The organism is Blautia intestinihominis, from assembly GCF_040096655.1.
In the GTDB taxonomy this organism is placed as follows: domain Bacteria; phylum Bacillota; class Clostridia; order Lachnospirales; family Lachnospiraceae; genus Blautia_A; species Blautia_A intestinihominis.
This window is the reverse complement of the sequence record NZ_JBBMEI010000003.1, coordinates 45746-65456: the sequence shown is the minus strand read 5'-3', so window position 1 is coordinate 65456 and position 19711 is coordinate 45746. Positions and strand designations below refer to the sequence as shown.

Annotated in this window: 16 protein-coding genes; 5 read left to right on the top strand and 11 right to left on the bottom strand. The window is 45.5% G+C overall.

Annotated features, from left to right (window positions below; genetic code table 11):
* Positions 1–80 precede the first annotated feature (80 nt).
* The 5 genes from WMO75_RS01935 (at position 81) to WMO75_RS01915 (ending at position 5228) form a co-directional block, all read left to right on the top strand.
* Entirely contained in the window at positions 81–1295 is a 1215-nt protein-coding gene (locus WMO75_RS01935) for an MFS transporter (RefSeq protein ID WP_022215380.1), read from the top strand.
* Between the two features lie 48 nt (positions 1296–1343).
* Positions 1344–2105, top strand: coding sequence for a type I 3-dehydroquinate dehydratase (aroD, locus tag WMO75_RS01930; protein ID WP_349077518.1), 762 nt, complete (start codon positions 1344–1346; stop codon positions 2103–2105).
* A gap of 147 nt (positions 2106–2252) precedes the next feature.
* A complete protein-coding gene (locus WMO75_RS01925; protein ID WP_022215382.1) occupies positions 2253–2879 on the top strand; it encodes a TRAP transporter small permease in 627 nt (208 codons plus the stop codon).
* Entirely contained in the window at positions 2879–4168 is a 1290-nt protein-coding gene (locus WMO75_RS01920) for a TRAP transporter large permease (RefSeq protein WP_022215383.1), read from the top strand. The genes WMO75_RS01925 and WMO75_RS01920 overlap by 1 nt, the downstream gene beginning before the upstream one ends.
* Positions 4169–4178: 10 nt before the next feature.
* Positions 4179–5228 (top strand): TRAP transporter substrate-binding protein, encoded by a 1050-nt coding sequence (locus tag WMO75_RS01915; protein ID WP_118698612.1) that lies wholly within the window; start codon positions 4179–4181, stop codon positions 5226–5228.
* A 97-nt stretch (positions 5229–5325) separates the two neighbouring features.
* Here WMO75_RS01915 and WMO75_RS01910 read toward each other — a convergent pair whose 3' ends face one another.
* From WMO75_RS01910 to WMO75_RS01860, 11 genes are all read right to left on the bottom strand, one after another.
* Complete coding sequence (locus WMO75_RS01910; protein ID WP_118698611.1) at positions 5326–6390, bottom strand: substrate-binding domain-containing protein; 1065 nt, start codon at positions 6388–6390, stop codon at positions 5326–5328.
* Positions 6387–7982, bottom strand: a complete 1596-nt coding sequence (locus tag WMO75_RS01905; RefSeq protein WP_022215386.1) for a response regulator — start codon at positions 7980–7982, stop codon at positions 6387–6389. Before WMO75_RS01905 ends, WMO75_RS01910 begins: the two co-directional genes overlap by 4 nt.
* Positions 7983–8010: 28 nt before the next feature.
* Complete coding sequence (locus WMO75_RS01900; protein WP_022215387.1) at positions 8011–9510, bottom strand: sensor histidine kinase; 1500 nt, start codon at positions 9508–9510, stop codon at positions 8011–8013.
* Positions 9507–10520 carry a substrate-binding domain-containing protein gene (locus WMO75_RS01895; protein WP_118252104.1) on the bottom strand — a complete coding sequence of 338 codons (1014 nt, stop codon included), beginning with the start codon at positions 10518–10520 and terminating at the stop codon, positions 9507–9509. Before WMO75_RS01895 ends, WMO75_RS01900 begins: the two co-directional genes overlap by 4 nt.
* 113 nt (positions 10521–10633) lie before the next feature.
* Positions 10634–11791 (bottom strand): ABC transporter permease subunit, encoded by a 1158-nt coding sequence (locus WMO75_RS01890; RefSeq protein ID WP_022215389.1) that lies wholly within the window; start codon positions 11789–11791, stop codon positions 10634–10636.
* Positions 11792–11834: 43 nt separating this feature from the next.
* Positions 11835–13376, bottom strand: coding sequence for a sugar ABC transporter ATP-binding protein (locus WMO75_RS01885; RefSeq protein WP_118698610.1), 1542 nt, complete (start codon positions 13374–13376; stop codon positions 11835–11837).
* 96 nt (positions 13377–13472) lie between these two features.
* Positions 13473–14603, bottom strand: a complete 1131-nt coding sequence (locus tag WMO75_RS01880) for a substrate-binding domain-containing protein (RefSeq protein ID WP_118698609.1) — start codon at positions 14601–14603, stop codon at positions 13473–13475.
* Positions 14604–14833: 230 nt separating this feature from the next.
* Complete coding sequence (locus WMO75_RS01875) at positions 14834–15625, bottom strand: shikimate kinase (RefSeq protein ID WP_118252107.1); 792 nt, start codon at positions 15623–15625, stop codon at positions 14834–14836.
* Between the two features lie 140 nt (positions 15626–15765).
* Complete coding sequence (locus WMO75_RS01870; RefSeq protein ID WP_022215393.1) at positions 15766–18081, bottom strand: ABC transporter permease; 2316 nt, start codon at positions 18079–18081, stop codon at positions 15766–15768.
* A gap of 12 nt (positions 18082–18093) precedes the next feature.
* Complete coding sequence (locus WMO75_RS01865) at positions 18094–18792, bottom strand: ABC transporter ATP-binding protein (protein WP_022215394.1); 699 nt, start codon at positions 18790–18792, stop codon at positions 18094–18096.
* Between the two features lie 251 nt (positions 18793–19043).
* Positions 19044–19652 (bottom strand): hypothetical protein, encoded by a 609-nt coding sequence (locus WMO75_RS01860; RefSeq protein WP_118252109.1) that lies wholly within the window; start codon positions 19650–19652, stop codon positions 19044–19046.
* Between the last annotated feature and the right edge of the window lie 59 nt (positions 19653–19711).

The following is a 19711-nucleotide window of genomic DNA, read 5'->3' as shown; positions in this document are numbered from 1 at the left end:
TTAAAAAAGGCATTCATTGTTTGTGACAGAACAAAACACAAGTAAAAAAAACAAATGTTTCACAGAAAAAGGAGAGAACCATGAACAAAAAGTACCTGCCAAGTGCATTGATCCTGTACTTGAACTATTTTATCCACGGTGTTGGATGTTCTATCTTAGGACAGGCAGTTATTAAGGAAGCTCTGGCAACCGCATGGGGTGTGGAAGCCATGGCAATCACCGCAATTTCAGCAGCATTAGGTCTTGGACGACTGATCGCCCTTCCTTTTGCAGGCCCGCTTTCAGACAAATTAGGACGCCGTATTTCCACAGCGATTGGAAGTGCTTCCTATGCGATCTATCTGGTCGGTCTGGCACTCGCATTTAATGCCGGAACAAACGGCGGATACACAATTGCTTATGTATGCGCGATCGTCGGCGGTATCGCAAACTCATTCCTTGACACAGGTATCTACCCGGCAGTTTCCGAGATCATCTACAAAGCTCCTGGCGTTGCTACAATGGGAATCAAATTCTTCATCGCTATCGCTCAGATGATGCTTCCATTCGTACTCGGTGCAACCGTAGCTACTACTGCTGCAGGACTTACTTCCTACAACCGTTTATTCTTCGGATGTGGAATCATCTACCTTGTACTTTTTGTACTGGTATTCCTGTTCCCGCTTCCGGATGCAGACCAGAAAGCAGCCGGCAAGAAAGAAGGACTTATCGACAGCCTGAAACATACTCATTTCTCACTTGAATCCATAGCTATGATCCTGATCGGATTCACCTGCACAGGTACTTTCCAGTTATGGCTGAACTGTGCACAGAACTTTGCAAAAGAAAACGTAGGCTGGGCTGACCCGTCTATCATGCAGACCTATTACTCAGCAGGAACCCTGATCGCACTTGTTGTAACAGCACTGCTCACAAGAAAGATCAAAGACGTTCGTTTTATCGTGATCTACCCGGTTATCTGCCTTGCAACTCTGATCGTTGTACTTATGGGACAGAGCCAGACACTTATGATCGCCGGTGCATTCATCATCGGATGGGCAGGCGCAGGCGGACTTCTGCAGATTGCAACTTCCGTATGCAACATGCTCTTCCCTAAAATCAAGGGAACTGTAACCGCGCTCGTTATGATCGCATCTTCCCTCTGCAACTACACGATCCTGACAGCAGCATCCAAAATGCAGCCATCTCAGGTTATGACAATGAACATCGTTCTTACAGCAGTCGGTGTTGTACTTGGACTGTATGTAAACATCCGTTACAAAAAAATGGTTGCACTTGCTGAAGCAGAGAACTAAAATGAAAACCAAGGGTGAAAAGCCAACTAAATAGAAAGGACCCAAATCATGAATACAGTAAAAATCCGTGATATCGAGATCGGCGCAGGCGCACCGAAGATTATCGTTCCTATCGTTGGTGTTACAAAAGAAGACATCATCGAAGAAGCAAAAACCTTTGATTCTATTCCGGTTGATGTTGTTGAATGGCGTGTAGACTGGTTTGAAGGCGTTTTTGATTTTGCAAAAGTAGAAGATGTACTCAAGGATCTTCGTGCAGCACTTGGAAACATCCCGCTTCTTATGACATTCCGTACTTCCAAAGAAGGCGGCGAGAAAGCGATCGAGCCGGAAGCTTATGCAGAACTCAACATCAAAGCAGTTCAGACCGGATATGTAGATCTGATCGACGTAGAGATCTTCACAGGTGATGAGATTGTTAAGAAGATCATCGACGGTGCTCACGCAGCAGGCGTTAAGGTTATCGCTTCCAACCACGACTTCTTCAAGACTCCTGCAAAAGCAGATATCATCTATCGTCTCCGCAAGATGCAGGACATGAACGCAGACATTCCGAAAATTGCAGTTATGCCACAGAACAAGAAAGACGTTCTCACACTTCTGGCTGCAACAGAGGAAATGGCTACAGACTATGCAGACAGACCGATCATCACAATGTCCATGGCGGGCACCGGCGTTATCAGCCGTCTCTGCGGTGAAGTATTTGGTTCTTCCATGACTTTTGGTGCAGCAAAGAAAGCATCCGCACCGGGACAGATGGGAGTAAACGATCTGAACACAGTCCTTGGACTTCTTCATAACGCTATGTAATATAGCCAAATCGCATTATATAATATTTACTTCTTGAAAACACCGGTATTTTTATTTACAATAGAAATACCGGCGTTTTTATAACTGTAAAGCATTAAACAGTTATTGTGGAAAAGCATCTATATTTACTTTTAAGGGAGGTCATCCATGAAAAAAACACTTCACTGGCTGGACGAAAACCTTGAAGAATTTATTCTGGTCATTTTTCTGATCGCCATGACACTGATCATGGGTATTCAGGTATTATGCCGATACGTTCTTGGAATGTCCCTGTCCTGGTCTGAGGAACTCACCAGATACCTGTTTATCTGGTGCGGCTTTTTGAGCGTCAGCTACTGCAGCAAGAAATGCCTGTCGATCAAGATCGAACAGTTTGTTGCAATTTTCCCACGCAGAGGCAAGGCGATCTTCAAGGTTGTGAACCACACCTTCGAACTCATCTTCTTTATCTACATGATCCCGTTTGCCTGGTCCTATATGATGTCTTCTGTGCACAGCGGACAGCTTTCCCCGGCCTGCGGCATCCCGATGTATTACATTCAGGCGGCTCCGTTCGTATCTTTCATCCTGGTCGCATTCCGCGTCCTGCAGCGCTGGATCATCGAGTTCCGCGTAGCAAGAGGTGAAAATGTCTTTGACCCGGCTCACCCGGAGCGCAACACACCAGAGTCCTTCATCCAGGCAAATGCAGAATCTCCTGCTGAACAGGCCATCGGTGCAGGAATTGACAACCGTATCAACACCATCAAGAATTCAAATGAGGAGGAACACTAATGCCAGTCGTTGTTTTATTTATCATTTTTGTTTTATTACTGGTCATCGCTGTTCCGGTATCGATCACACTGGGAATTACATCTGTTCTTCCTTCCATCTGTGATCCTTCCTTTACGGTAGGTGCCAAATATCTGATCCGTGCGATGTTCGGCGGTCTGGATTCTTTCCCGCTGCTCGCCGTCCCAATGTTCGTATTGTCCGGTATCATCATGGCAAAAGGCGGCATCTCCAAGAAATTATTCGATGTTTTCGCTTACTTTCTTGGTAAATTCACAGCAGGAATGCCGTGTGCCGTTATCGTAACCTGCCTTTTCTACGGTGCGATCTCCGGATCTGCTCCGGCTACTGTTGCAGCCGTAGGAAGTATGACCATCCCGATCCTTACCAATCTGGGATATGACCTGACATTTTCCACTGCAATCGTTGCCGTTGCCGGAGGCCTGGGGGTTATCATCCCTCCGAGTATCCCGTTCATCATGTACGGTATGGCATCCGGTGCTTCCGTCAGCGACCTGTTCCTTGCCGGAATCGTCCCTGGTCTCATGATCGGAGCCCTGCTCATGATCTATGCGATCTATCACTGCAAACGCTACGGCGAGGACAAAGCCAAGATCCATGCCGAAGTTCAGGAGCTTCATGACAAAGGACTTCTGAAAGTGCTCAAAGAAAGCTTCTTCGCTCTCTTGAGCCCGGTCATCATCCTTGGATGTATCTACAGCGGTGTCGCTTCTCCGACAGAAGCCGCTGTTATCTCTGTATTTTATGCACTGATCATCAGCCTTTTTGTATACAAGAGCATCCATATCCGCGATATCTGGGGAATCCTGGTGGAAGCGATCCGTACTTTCACCCCAATCCTCTTCATCCTGGCTGCTTCCACTGCATTCTCCAGAGTCCTGACTCTGATGCAGGTTCCACAGACAGTCAGTGAATTTATCCTGAACAACTTCCACAGCCCGGTCGCGATCCTGCTGATCATCAACCTGTTCCTCCTGATTGTCGGAATGGTTATGGATACCACACCGGCAATCCTGATCCTTACACCGATTCTGCTCCCTATCGTGCAGGCGATCGGTATGGACCCGATCCAGTTTGGTGTGATCATGGTTGTAAACCTTGCCATCGGATTTGTTACTCCTCCAATTGGAGTCAATCTGTTCGTTGCAAGTTCCCTTACCGATGTTCCAGTCATGGCAATCGCCAAAAAAGCCATGCCAATGATCGTATTCTTCCTGATCGCCCTTCTTCTGATCACTTTTATTCCGGCGATCTCAATTGGAATCTTATAGGAGGAGAAAGATGAAAAAATTTACTACTTATAATTCAGACAAAAAAATCCGTCGTATCCTCCGTACAGTCCCGGTACTGGCTGCAGCTGGAATCCTGAGCGTTGCCCTTACCGGCTGCGGCTCTTCCGATGAAGAAGTACAGCGTTATTCCTGGCCGCTGGCAACCGCCAGCCCGGAGGATACCGTAACACAGATCTTCGCCGAGAAGTTTGCAGAAGAAGTCTCAGACTTAAGCAACGGCAAAATGAAGATTCAGGTTTACGCAAACTCCACCCTCGGCGGTGACCGTGACCTTCTGGAGACCTGTGCAGACGGCGACATTCCGTTTGTCGTTCAGAATACTGCACCTCAGGTTTCCTTCATGAGCGACCTTGCTGTATTTGACCTTCCGTGCGTATTCGATTCTCTGGATGACTGCCGTAAAAAGATCGACGATCCACAGTTCAACAGCCTGATCAGCGACGTCTATACCGAAGGCGGCTATCATCTTCTTGGTATGGCAGACCAGGGCTTCCGTGTTATGAGTACAAACAAACCGGTCAACAGCCTTGCAGACTTTAAAGGCCAGAAGATCCGTACCATGGAAAACAGCTACCATCTTGCTTTCTGGAAAGCGCTTGGTGCAAACCCAACCCCGATGAGTTTCAGCGAAGTGTACATCGGCCTGCAGCAGCACACCATCGATGCACAGGAAAACCCATACGAGGTCATCGTTTCCAACAATCTCTATGAACAGCAGGATTATGTTGTAGAAACCAACCATCTTCCGCATCTGATCTCCCTGATCGTCAATGACGATTTCTTCAAGGATCTTCCGGAGGATGAACAGGAGATCATGACAGAGGCTGCCCAGCTTGCCACAGAATACGCAAGAGAACAGTCCGATGCCAGAATCGCAGACAAAGTCGCCGTGATCGAGGACAGCGGAACACAGATCATCAAACTTTCTGATGAGACACGCAAAGAGATCCGCGAGGCTTCTCAGGGCGTTTACGATTCCATCAGGGAAAAGATCAATCCCGATATCTATAATTCCTATATGGAAGGGATCGAGCAGTAACTTTCTGCCGGTCATCTAAATCAAAGCCTTCAAAAAGGAACCCCGCACAGCCTGTTCCAAAGCGCTGTACGAGGTTCCTTTTCTTATTACATCTCTTTTATTCTTTTACATTCAGATATACATCTTCTTTTGAATGGAATCCTCCATCCACGATGACTTCGTCCATGTTTTCTGCAGTCACTGCGATCGGTGTGATCTTGTAATATGGGATCTCGCCGGAACCGTCATCTGTGGTCTCTGTGACCGGGATCTCACAGTCTTTTGAGGTAATGTCTGTACCGTTTCCGAGTGCCACTGCGAGGATCGCCGCTGTGCTTGCCTCCTGCTCGATCGGTTTGTAGACTGTCATGGTCTGTGTCCCCTCTACAATCCGCTGGCAGGCTGCCAGGTCTGCATCCTGCGCAACCAGTGCCACCTGTCCTGCGAGACGGTTTTCTGCCAGGACTTTGACTGCCTGGCTTGCCAGATCATCATTGCCGCACATCACGCCCACAATGTCGTCTGTCACCTCAAGGCCTTTGTTTACATGCGTTGCTGCCATCTCAGCGAGCCAGTTATCACAGTATCCTGTATAGGCGATCTTGAGTTTGCTTCCTTTCAGAGCCTTACGGAAACCAAGTTCTACCTCCTCTACATTTTTGTCCGTAGGAGAACCGTTGATCGCGAAGATATTTCCACCGTCCGGGCATGCCTCGACCAAAGCCTCTCCCATCAGGGTTCCTACCATCTCATTGTCGATCGTGATATAGAGGTCTGCATCCACATTTGCGATCATCCGGTCATAGCAGACTACTTTGATCCCCTTGTCCTTCGCTTCTTTTACCACATCATACAGAGCATCTCCGTCGATCGGGATGATCACGATCACGTCCATTTCCTTCTGGATAAAGTATTCGATCTGTGAGATCTGTTCATCCACATCACCGCCTGCCACCTGGACATTTACTTCTGCCCCAAGCCCCTGTGCCGTAGATACGAACATATCCCGGTCGCGAAGCCATCTCTCGATCACAAAGGAATCAAAACTGAGTCCGATCTGGAGTTTCTTTTCTTCTGTTGTTTCTTTTTTTGTTGTCTCAATTTTCTGTGTTCCGCATCCTGTCACGCAAAGAACAAACATCAGGGCAGTTATAAGAAGAGCTATCCCTCTTTTCTTTTTCATTTTCCGTACCTCGTCTTGAATTCACTTGGAGTCATGTCTGTCTGCTTCTTAAAGATCCTGCTGAAATAGTTCGGGTCTGTATAGCCGCTCTTTACGCCGGCTTCTTTGACGCTGACTTCCGGCTGTTTCAGGAATTCTTTCGCTTTTTCTATTCGGATCCTAGTGAGATATTCAATGAAGTTCTCGCCCGTTTCCTCCTTGAAGATCTTGCTGAAATAATAAGGGCTGATATTTACCTGACCGGAAACTTCATCCAGTGAAATGTCCTTGCTGAAATTTTCCTGGATGTAGAGCATTGCCTTTTTGACAGCGGAATTCGACTGTTCCTCTTTCTGATCACGGATGGAACGACAGATGTTGACCATCTTATCCAGAAACCAGCTTCTGAGTTCTTCGTAACCGCTGCATGCCATCGCTACATCCAGATAATCCCGCCTGTAGCTGAATCCATAGTTGACAGCACCTGCCTCAAAAGCGATCTTTTCGCCCCAGATAATGTATTCCAGAACCTTCAGACGGATGTTGTTCATATCCTCCGCGTAATGTTCCAGCATCCAGTCAAAGAACGTATTCAGCTCCTGTACACATTTCTTTTCGTCCCCATCACCAAGATAACGGAAGATCCGTTTCTCCATATCGACAGGAAACTCCTCATCATAAACACCGTTCTGCGAAAGGTCCTCGATATGGATCACTCTGCTCTTGCTTCCGTTCAGCGCGCGGAGTGCTTCACGGTAAGAGCGCTCCAATTCCCGCATAGGTCTGATCCTGCCAAGTCCGATACGAAATCTGGCATCGATCCTGTTTTCCAGCCTTGACACAAGATTTCTCGCCTGTTCCACGAGGTCGATCCTTTCTTCATATGGATTCTCAGGCAGGCTGCACGGCACGATCACCGGAATACGGTTTGACATCACCGATCCCACTGCACAGGAAAAAGAGGATTTCACCACATCCCTCAGCTCATCATAAAAACTCTGTGCTTTCACATTCATTCCGACAGGGCTTATCAGCCTACCATTTTCATACGACTGGCCAAACTGGATGACCATGACATAGCCCTGTTTTTCCTCGATATCCAGAAGCTGCCGGTAGTAGTCTGCTGTCTGTTCCTCCTGCTGGAACAAAAGGCTTCCTACAAAGCTGTTTTCCACAACAGGGATGACCGTTTCCAGTTTTTCCTGGATCTTCAACAGGTTGCTTCTCTGATTTCTCTTCTTATCCACCTTCTCGATGGCTTCTTCCACCGCGGAGATGATCTTTGCCTTGGAGATCGGCTTTGTCAGATAACGCTCCACGCCAAGATCGATCGCCTCTTTTGCATAATCAAACTTGTCATAAGCAGATACTACATAAAAAAGTGCTGTCGTATTGAATTTTCGTATTTCCCGCATTGCCTGGATCCCGTTGATTCCCGGCATATGAATGTCCATAAAGACAATGTCCGGATGAAAAGTTTCTGCTTTTTCTGTCACTGCTCTTCCTGTCTTGGCAGTTTCTGTGATACAGCTGTCCCCAAATGTACTGGATATCACACTTTTGAAAGCTTCCAGCATAATTCCCTCGTCATCTGCTACCAATATACGATACATTGTTTTGTTTCCCCTCCACTTTCTTATGCTACTCCAGTTCCTCTTTTTCCATCGGAATGACAATATGAACTTTCGTTCCGGTTCCAGGTCCGTCACTCTCGATCGTCATAAGTCCTTCCTGTTTGTAATACAGCTTCAGTCTTTCTATGACATTATGTACCGCGATTCCTGTAGAATAGCGGTTTTCTTCATCCTGCACTGCTCTTCCTTCCATAACCTTCGCGATCATTTCTTCCGTCATTCCCGCACCATTGTCGCTGACCGTGATATCGATCATATCCTGGTTTCTGTGGATAGACATCACAATGCGTCCCGTCTCCATGCAGTCATGGATTCCATGCTGGACGGCATTTTCTACCAGCGGCTGAAGGATCATGCTTGGAATGCGGATGTTTTCGATGTCTTCATCTATTTCCCGGATATATACAATATCTCCGGCAAAGCGCACATTCAGGATGTAGATATAATTATCTACCGCCTCGATCTCCTCCCAGAGCATCGCATCTTCTTCCATCTTGCGCACATTATACCGGAAAAAATCCGCCATTTTTTCCAGAAATATACCTGTCTTGTCCGCATCTCCCATCATCGCAAGCTGTGCACCTGCATTCAGGGAATTGAACAGAAAATGCGGATTGATCTGCGCCTGAAGGAACTTCAGCTGTGCTTCCTTAAGGTGTGCCTCCATCATAAGCTCTCGTTCCTTCATCTGCGCCTGCCGCTCCATGCTTTCCTTGAGCTGGTCGATGTTCTCGCGGATGCTCTCCAGCATCTGGTTAAAACTTCTCGTCACGACTCCAACTTCATCATCCATAACAATAGGAAGCTGCGGAACATCGAGATTTCCTTTTGCAACCTCATGTGCCGTATTGGAAAGAGCGGTCAGCGGGCGGATCATATTCCGCACCAGAAGGACCGTCACTGCAAGCCCAACCACATAGACGACGATCAGTACGATCAGGCAGAGTCTGTACAGCACATTCATCGATGACAGTAATAACTGATAATTTGCTGAGTTTGTCTTAAAGCGCAAATTATTTAATTTGTATATGTAAGTGTTGATATATTCATAGAGCTGATTTTCTGTTTCGTAGGAAGTCTTGTATTTCTCTACATTTCTTCCTCGCTTCGCCTGAACTGTCTCATTTGTCTGATCCAGATAACTCTCGGACATCCTGCGGATGTTTTTTTCGAGCATCTTTACTTCGCTGTCCATGTTTTTGTCGTTGAGATCTTCGATCAGATTTTTGTAATTCTGGTCATAACGGTAATAGTTTTCCAGTGTCTCGGTACTTTTTGTATTCAGGTATTCATAGACTGTGTTCTCAACAAGTTCCAGTGCTTCCGAAAGCTCATTCACATCGACATTGCTGGAAAAGACCGCATCGATCCTGGTAACGGCATTCTGGATCTGACTGAAAATAAAGAAATTGATCCCGAGTGCAAAGACAAGCACCATGAGCATGACTCCACTCAGTCTGGTCTGTATGGAATTATTTACGGAAGGGGTGTCCTTTTTTTCTGTCATTTTTCGCCCTCCGTTCTGTACTCATCGGTGTTATCCTTTGTGATCACATGCTGATTGACACTGTAATATCCGTTGCTGTGCCCAAGAGATAAATACTCTTCCAGTGCGTTGACACTGTATTTTCCTACTTCATCCATATCCATCGCGATCGTGGAGGACAGGATCCCCTTGTCGATCGCATTCAGAATCACATCGGAATAATAGTAACCGATCACCTTGACATTTCCAACCTGGTTATAATCGACCAGGGCCTGATATACGCATTCCGTCACGACTTCATCCATGCATACCAGGACATCCGGCAGACTTTCCTCATTTACAAACATATCCCGGACAAATTCTTCCGTGTCAAAATCTGCACTGCTATCCACACAGTACTCTGACAGATTGACAGACTGGCCTGTTTTTTTCCTGGATTCCAGTTCTTTTTTTACCTGATAGTAAACAAGATTGGTCTCCTGTGTCTTGGAACTGGAAGTCGAAAGAAACAGGATCTGTGTGGTCCCTTTTTCATTCAGCATTCCTGCTATCTGGTCAGTATAAGCACTTCCCATCTCATAACTGTTCAGACCGACAAAGCTGATCCTGCGGCATGCAGAATCGTCTGTAAGGATCGTGACAACCGGGATTCCCTCGCGGGCAGCCTCTTCGATCAGTTTCTGCTCGGCCTTGCTTCCGTCTGCTTCAAGAATGATCCCGTCAACGTGAGATGCGATCCCGATCCGCAGACAGTCTTCCTGTGTGTAATTCTTCATCTGTTCCGGTGAAAGAAGTTCGACGTAGGCATCGGCTTCTTTGGCAGTTTCGCTGGCGCTTTGGTAGATGGACTGCCACATCAGGGTATCTTTGTCATTGGAGATCATCAGATAGTGCTTCTGATAACTCGCTGCATATTCTCCTTCGCCCAGATCCACCTTATCCATGGATTTCTGAAAGTAGACCCAGATCCCTGACAGAAAAAAGATGCATCCTGCCAGTATGCAAAAAACTGTCAGTGTAAATTTTTTCATAATTCATCATAATTCCTTTGTATTTTTTCATATTGTAACACAATTATGACAGCATTGCAAAAGGAGCCATTGCTTTTGCACAATGACTCCTCTTGTTAATCTGATCAGATCGATCAGCCGTTCTTTCTGTTGGATAATACATCAAATACAACTGCGATAAGAAGTACGGCACCTTTTACTACGTACTGCCAGGAATCACCGATACCCATGATGGACATACCCATGTTGATGACACCGAGGAGAAGAGCACCGATCACTACACCGCCTACAGTACCGCTGCCGCCGTATGCGGAAGCACCACCGATGAAACAGGAACCGATCGCATCCATCTCGAAGGATGTACCTGTACTACCGTTTACAGAACCTACACGTGCTGCACAAAGAAGACCTGCAAGACCTGCAAGAAGTCCCATGTTTGCATACGCGATGAAGTAAACTTTGTTTGTATCAATACCGGAAAGCTGTGTAGCTTTCTCGTTACCGCCGATTGCGTAGAAGTAACGTCCAAATGCTGTTCTGGATGTGATGAAGTTGTAGATCAGGCAGATTGCAACAACCCATACGAACATGATGGAGATACCTTTGTACTGGAACAGTTTGTAGCAGTACCAGAGGATAACTGCTGCGATGATGACTGCTTTGCTGTAATCAGAAAATGCTGTGTTCTGGCGATATCCTCTTTTTGCTTTGTTTGCTCTGGAACGAACTACGTTGAAGATCACATAAACTGCAACTACGATACCAACGATCAGTGCAGAATAGTTTGCTGTGTCGTCAAGTCCAGGAATGTTGATGTAGGATGTAAATACATTCAGGAAACCTTTGTCCTGGATAGAAACAGTCTTGTTGTCCAGGATCAGACGTCCAAATCCACGGAAGATGAACATACCTGCAAGTGTTGTGATAAATGGAGGGATACGTTTGTAACCGATCCAGTAACCCTGCCATACACCTACCAGAAGACCTACAACGAGGCAGATGATAATGGTAAGATATGGGTTCATTCCTTTGTTACCGATCATGACAGCTGCAAGACCACCGACCATACAGATAACAGCACCTACAGAAAGGTCGATGTTACCACCTGTCAGGATACATAACAACATACCACATGCAAGAACCAGAACGTAACCATTCTGAAGCATCAGGTTTGACATATTCTGTGCATACAGAAGTCTTCCATCTGTCAGGCCACAGAACAGGATAAATACAACTACCAGTGCAATGACCATTGTATATTTTCTTAAGAAATCTTTTACATTAAACTTCATTTTTTTACCCCTTTCCCGGTAGAATCGAATTCACGTTTCGACCTTATTTCTTATTCTGCTCCTGCATGATCGAAGCCATAATACGTTCCTGTGTTGCCTCTTCGGCACTGAGTTCGCCTGCCAGACGGCCCTCACTCATAACGTAGATACGGTCACACATACCAAGAAGCTCCGGCATTTCGGATGAGATCATGATAACTGATTTTCCATCTTCTACCATTTTGTTGATCAGGCAATAGATATCGTATTTTGCACCTACATCGATGCCTCGTGTCGGCTCATCCAGAATCAGGATATCCGGTTCTGTAAACATCCATTTGCCGAGAAGTGCTTTCTGCTGGTTACCACCGGAAAGGTTGCCGATCTTCTGCTCATTGGAAGGAGTCTTGGTTCCCATTTCCTTTGTCATCTCATCAGCCAGGTGCACTTCCAGATCTGTGTTGATCACGCCCTTTTCACAGACTTTGGAAAGTCGTGCAAGCGTTGTATTAAATCGAATAGATTCTCCGAGGATCACACCGTTTGTCTTACGGTCTTCTGTTACATAGGCAAGACCATGACGGATCGCATCACGCGGATTCTTGAGGTTTACTTTTTCTCCCTTGATATAGAGTTCACCACTGATGTTGCTTCCGTAGCTCTTTCCGAATACGGACATTGCAAACTCAGTACGTCCTGCACCCTGCAGTCCGGAGAAACCAATAACCTCGCCTTTATGTACTTTACAGGAAATATTGTCATCTACGACTTTTTCCGGATAAAGCGGATGATGTACGGTCCAGTTCTTTACTTCCAGCATGACATCTTTGCTGACGTTATGCTTTCTGGCCGGATAACGGTCATCCATAGAACGGCCAACCATACCTTTGATGATACGGTCTTCGCTTAAGTCATCTACGCCTTTTGTCAGTGTTTCGATCGTTGTACCATCTCGGATGATCGTACAGCGGTCTGCACAATAGATGATCTCATTCAGTTTATGTGTGATGATGATAGAGGTAAGACCGTTTTTCTTGAATTCCATCAGAAGATCCAGAAGCATTTTGGCATCTTCATCATTCAGAGAAGAGGTAGGCTCATCCAGGATCAGAAGTTTAACCTTCTTGGAAAATGCCTTGGCGATCTCTACCAGCTGCTGTTTACCTGTTCCGATATCTTTGATCAGTGTCTGTGCAGATTCATGGAGCCCAACCTGAGCCATGTGTTTTTCTGCTTCACTGTATGTTTTGTCCCAGTCAATGCTGCCTCTTTTATTCTTAATCTCGTTTCCGAGAAACATATTCTCTCCGATAGAAAGCAACGGAATCAGTGCAAGTTCCTGATGAATAATGACGATACCTTTCGCTTCACTGTCGTTCAGGTTTTTAAACTTACATTCCTCGCCTTCATAGGTAACGGTACCTGTATAACTTCCATATGGATACTGACCACTTAATACGTTCATCAGTGTGGATTTTCCCGCACCGTTTTCACCGATCAGCGCGTGAATCTCTCCTCGCTGGACCTCAAGATTTACATTGTCCAGAGCTTTGACACCGGGGAACTCCTTCGTAATGTGATCCATTACTAAAATATTGTCTGCCAAAATGGCGCCCCCTTTCCAAAAAGCAGGCGGGGCATTCACCCCGCCCATTTAATTCAAGTTTATATATTTACTGGTTGCTCACTGCCTGCGGAAGTATCAGCCTGCTGGATGAAGGTATCCGTCATCGTCCTGTGTGTAGTATCCTGTGTCAACAAGTTCTTCTTTCATGTTGTCTTTGGTTACAACTGTAGGAACAAGCAGGAAGGATGGGCATTTGTTTCCATCAGATGTTTCATAGGATTCTGTATCATATGCACAATCGAAATCCCAGCCAGAGTTTTTGATCAGAGATTCATCAATTGTGTCACCTTTCAGCATTGCTTCTGCAAGGTCAAGTGTTACGACTGCTTCGTTTGCAACTGCTTTGTAAACGGTCATGGACTGTTTTCCGTCAACGATGTTTGCAAGGTTTGCTTCGTCACCGTCCTGTCCTGTGATCAGAACGTCATTTTTGCCTGCATAGTCAGACTCGATCGCCTGTGTAACACCAAGTGCTGTAGAGTCATTGGAGCAAAGAGCTACATCAAGCTGTGTTCCGTCTGCATAGTAGGAAGCGAGGATGTTCTGCATTCTTTCGAGAGCTGTCTGTGTATCCCACTGAGCTGTTGCAACAGAGTCGAAATCTGTCTGTCCGGAAACTACATTTAATGTTCCTGCATCCAGATAAGGTTTCAGAGTATCGTAAGCACCGTTGAAGAAGTATCCAGCGTTGTTATCTGCCGGGTCACCTGCTGTGAACTCGATGTTGTAGGTTTTGTCACCTGCATTGTCAAGATCCAGAGTATCGATTACGTACTGTCCCTGAAGAGTACCTACTGTGTAGTTATCGAAAGAAATATAGTAGGAAACTGCATCGGATTTGATCAGACGGTCATAAGAAATAACCGGGATTCCAGCATCTTTAGCTTCATCCATAACTGTGTTAAGTGCTTCACCATCGATAGCTGCAACTACCAGAAGGTCAACTCCGTCGGAGATCAGGTTCTGGATATCATTTACCTGACGGTCTGTTTCGTTGTCGGAGTATGTCAGCTCTACATCATAGCCAGCTGCTTTGAACTGTTCTTCCAGATAAGAACCATCTCTGTTCCAACGCTCCAGAGACTGTGTCGGCATGGAAATTCCGATCTTTCCGCCGCCTGCTGCATCATCAGAAGCAAATGCAGGAACTGCACAGGATGTGATTGCCATTGCTGCTGCCATCGCTAAAACTAATTTTTTCTTCATAAGAAACCTCCCATTTTTTATTCGTTCTTATTAGCTATTTCGTATAGCTTTTTGATGAGATTATAATACCATATGGATATATTAAACAAAATGGACTGTTTTTTGATGCACCTTTCAATTTTTGCGAAAAAAAATATCCAGATGGGACTCATCTGGATATTTTAGTAAAATCTTTATAAATGATAGTAAAATTATGCTATTGACAGGGAGTTGTATGCTATTTTGCTGCCTTATTTACTCTCTGCATCCAGGGCGCGGAGGCTGTGTACGAGTTCTTCGCAGATCTCCAGCTTGTCCTTGCCATCTGTCTCGATCACGATGTCAGAAGCAGCTTCGTATTTCTCGCGGCGTTTCTCCATCAGGTCTGCGATGAAATCAACGTTTTTGTTGCCCTCAAGGAGCGGTCTGTCGTGATTGTCCTTGACACGGTTCAGGATTGTCTCCGGTTTTGCGGTAAGGAGAACGACACGTCCATTCTTCTTCATCTCAACAACGTTGCGCTCTCTCATCGGAACACCACCGCCGCAGGAGATGACAACGTTTTTCCTGGACTGCATCTCGATCAGCAGTTCTGTCTCCAGATTGCGGAAGTATTCTTCTCCATAGGTCTCGAAGATATCGGAGATGGACATTCCCTCTCTCTCCGCGATGATCTGATCCATCTCAACAACTTCCATGGCAAAAACTGTCCGAAGAAAATCAGAGATTGTAGATTTGCCGGCTCCCATGAAACCGATCAGCACGATATTGTAATCAAACAGTTTACGTGCCTGGATCTTCTTGCTGTTTCTGGTGATCTCCTCAAATACTGCGTCTACTTCGTTCTTATGACGCTTGCCTTCCATTCTTCTGGCAAGCCATTCCTTCTGTTTTGCCTCCTGCTCCGGCTGGAGGATCGGGATATCGTTGGCTTCCTTGTAAACCATGATATCCTCTACAATTCTGTTACGCATGAGCAGTGCATCCAGAAGGATCTCGTCACACTGTCCCAGGCTCTCTCTAAGTACATCTAACTGGCTCATATCGTTTCCTCTTTTCCGTTCACCTCTGTTATCTATTCTATATTCTGCAAAATGGAATTCTTTTCCGTGAACAATTTCGTCCTTTTATTATAACAGCTATTTAACACTTTAACAATATGAAGTGCGAATTTTATTCCAGTTTATTCTGCATTTTTGAGAGCTTCGCCCATAGGAACTTTGCGGATCCTTCTGTATTCCAGCAGCGCAACGATACCATAGGTCACAAATCCTGCTGCAAACATCTGCACATAGATCATCGGGTCGATCCATAAGGCAATCCAGCCGGAAATACTCTGCAGCATCATTTCCCTGAACAGGACTTCCATCACGGTCGCCTCGATCGGCAGACTGATGAGAAGGCACAGGATGACTACGATCGATGTGGACATGATGTACAGCCTGCTGATCTCTCCGTTCGTGTAACCAAGGATCTTTGTCATGGAGATGGACTGTGCGTTTTTTTCGATGATGATCTTGGACAGGAGATAGATCAGGATCATATAGATTGCGATCGCAAAGCCGTTGACCAGCCCCATCATGCTTCCCATTGATACATTCAGCTGTCTGGAAATCTTTGTCAATGCATCCAGATCTATCACGGAACCAATGTAGCTGCTGTCGATATCCGTAATCTCTGAGTTGCTGAAATAGCCACTGAAATAATCATCTCCCAGATCAAACATCTGATTCAGTTCATCCTGCGGCATAAAGATACAGAGACCTCCATTGTAATCATAGATCCCGCCGATTCCGAATGTATACTCATCATCTTCATATTTTTCTTTGAGGGTGATCGTGTCTCCCGGCTTCAACAAAAACTTATCTGCATATGCCTGTGAGATATAAACTCCATCCGAAAAATCCGCATCGATATACTTACTGTCATCATGAATGCCATAAAGAGACACTTCTTCGCTCTTATATTTGCCCGGAAGCGTATTCAGTGAATAGGCACTGAATTCTTCCGCATCTTCATTATCCGTTTCCGTATCACGTGAAAAAAGAAGCATATCCAGCATACTTTCCAGTTTATTGCTGCCTCCCATCACACTGACCGGCACAGACAACATATACTGGTATTTTGCCAGCATATTGTTCTGGATCTCCATCTGATAATGATCCAGTGCGGACGGAAGCAGAAGCCCGAACATCAGAAGCAGGTTTGCAAAAACGATTCCCACAAAAAGCACCAGATAGTTGCTGATATTCTGGAAGATCACACGCAGACGGAATCTGTGGAAGATCTTGAGTTTCGGGCTTAAATAAAGGGCTCTTTTCTGTTTTCTGGTGGACAGATCCCTTCGAAGGAATTTAAGCGGGGAAAGCTTCAGCTTATGATGCAGGATTGCATAGTTGACCACAAACATGATCACCACAGGAACCACAGTTGTCAGAAGAAACGCTTCTGCATTCCAGATCGTCACATAAGTCGGAAGGCTGTAGCTTCCATAATACATACCGGCGCAGACATCTTTGAACGCCGTATATCCCAGAATATTTCCGATCAGTGCACCGATGAGTGTCACAATGACAGGAAGTGTCATATAATGCTGGGCCAGCTCGCCTCTGGTATAACCGGATGCCCGGAGTGTTCCGATGACACCGGCCTCTTTGGCGATCGTATTGCTGGTTGTGATGCCAAATACAAATGCCATGATCACAATGATGATATACAGAAGCATGACCATCATTGCCTTATCGCTTCCCATATCGTCACCGGTAAAAATGATCGCCTGATTCTGATACTGTGGAACAAAATTTTCCAGTGTGACTACTTTTCCCATTGCCTTCATCAGATCTTCGGAAACATCTTTTTCCTCAATCTCGCTCTGTGGCTTTTCATTGTAAGTCCAGGCATAGTTATACTGGAGTTTGTCCTGATCGAGAGTGTCAAACTCTTCCTCCGTTACCAGACCAACACCAAATTTTACCGCATCAAACATTGTGTCACTGTTGTTCTGAAACAGGCAGCTGTAATCGGAAAGTGCAACGAGCCCTGTGACCGTCCAGGATTTTGTTCCATCCTCCAGCGTATCTCCGATCTTCAGGTCATTGTTATCCGCATACATACGGTCGATTGCGATCTCGCCTGTTTTTTCTGCCAGCTTGCCGTCCATCAGGCAGACTTTGTTGACATCTGTACGGTTCTTGAAGAAACGCATCGTACTGCCATTGGTGAGAGTATCTTCTATATAATAGTTCTCATAGACTTTGACGCCTTTTTCTTCGATCGCTTCGCGCTGTCCACGGTACAGCCGCTCTCCGGTGCGGAAGTTTCCATCTTCGATGTTGTATTTTTCAAATCCCTCATTGTATGCCTGGATCATACTGCCATCTGCAACCAGGAAACCGGATACCATTCCGATCGTCGTAACCATCAGGATAAACACGACCAGATATTTGCCGAATTCCCCTTTGAGTTCACGGGGGATCCTTTTTCTCAGAGGATTTTTCATGATACCGCCTCCTTACCAGTCAAGATCCATTGCCGGGATCTTATGTTCATTCTGATAATTCTTACGTATCATGCCATCACGCAGTTTAACTACACGGTCTGCCATATCCTTGATCGCATCGTTGTGCGTTACCATGATGACGGTATTGCCGTATTTCTGATTAACAGTCTCGATCAGTTTCAGGATCTCCTTGGAAGTATTGTAATCCAGTGCTCCTGTAGGCTCATCACAGAGCAGGATATCCGGATTCTTTACGATGGCACGTCCAATCGCAGTTCTCTGCTGCTGTCCGCCGGAAAGCTGGTTCGGAAGTTTCCTCTGGTGCTCATAGAGTCCAAGTGTATGCAGAAGCTCATCCACATCCAGTGCCCGGTCACTCAAATATGCCCCAACTTCGATATTTTCACGGACAGTCAGATTCGGTATCAGATTATACATCTGAAAGATGTATCCCAGATGCTTCCGCCTGTACTGGGAAAGTTTCTTTTCTTTCATATCTGCCAGTTTCTCACCTTCAATGGAAATGCTTCCTGCATCTACGCTCTCGATCCCGCCAATGATATTCAGAAGCGTGGATTTGCCGGAACCGGATGGACCCAGAAGCACACAAAATTCTCCTTTTTCAATATCCAGATCCAGACCCTTGAGGACATCTACCCTGCTGTCCCCGGAGCCAAATGATTTCCTGATATCCCTTATTTCCAAAAACATAATAGTCTCCTTTTCATACTCTGTTATAGTGGTATAACACTGTTACTATTATGTTAGTTTAAACTATCCAGGTTGTCAACTTGTGGAGTTTATTATGAAAAACTTTCTCAATAGTGCTGAATTCAGGCAACTTTTGCACCACCAGTTCTTCTTTTGAGATATGTAATACAAAAAATAATCCCCTCAGACAACCGATTACGGTCATCCAAGGGGATTGAATTCACTTCATTAATATGAAACCTCTGAACTAATTATTTAGCTGCCGGAGCATCAGAGATGATGGAGAACAGAGAAATGTCTTCCAGAGTGATTGTAACTGTGTGGTTCTCTAAATCGATATCTTCTGCCGGAATCTCAACGATTTCCCAGAGTCCTGTTTTTGCATTGTAAGCCAGAACTTTGAGTCCTGTTAAGTCTTTTGTAAGGTTCTGAACAGTAAGAGTTACTTTGTATTTACCATCCTCTGTTTTTTCGATAGTTACATCAGAGTTCTCATCTTCTGTCAGGGAGTAGAATGCTGTTACGAATTCTGTTCCTTCAAGTTTTTCAGCGATCTCTAAGAGATTTGCTTTCTGATCTTCTGTCAGATTAGCGTTTGCAGTTGTTTCTTCTTTTGCTGCTGCGATGAAATCTTTCATTACATCTGTGCCTTTGTTTACATCAACAACTGCGCCCGGAAGAACTGTGTAAGTTTTGGAAATTTCCTGGTAAATAGGTGTAGTTGTATCTACAACTGCAACTTTGTAACCGTCTGCTTTACCAGTCTTGTCGATACTTCCTGCTGCCATTGCAGTAACTGCAGAAGTAACTACTACTGCTGCTGCAACAACACATGCCATGATACGTTTTTTGAGCTTCATCTTTCATCTCTCCTTTGGGATTTTTATTTAGATAATAGTACTTACGTGCTAACTATCTC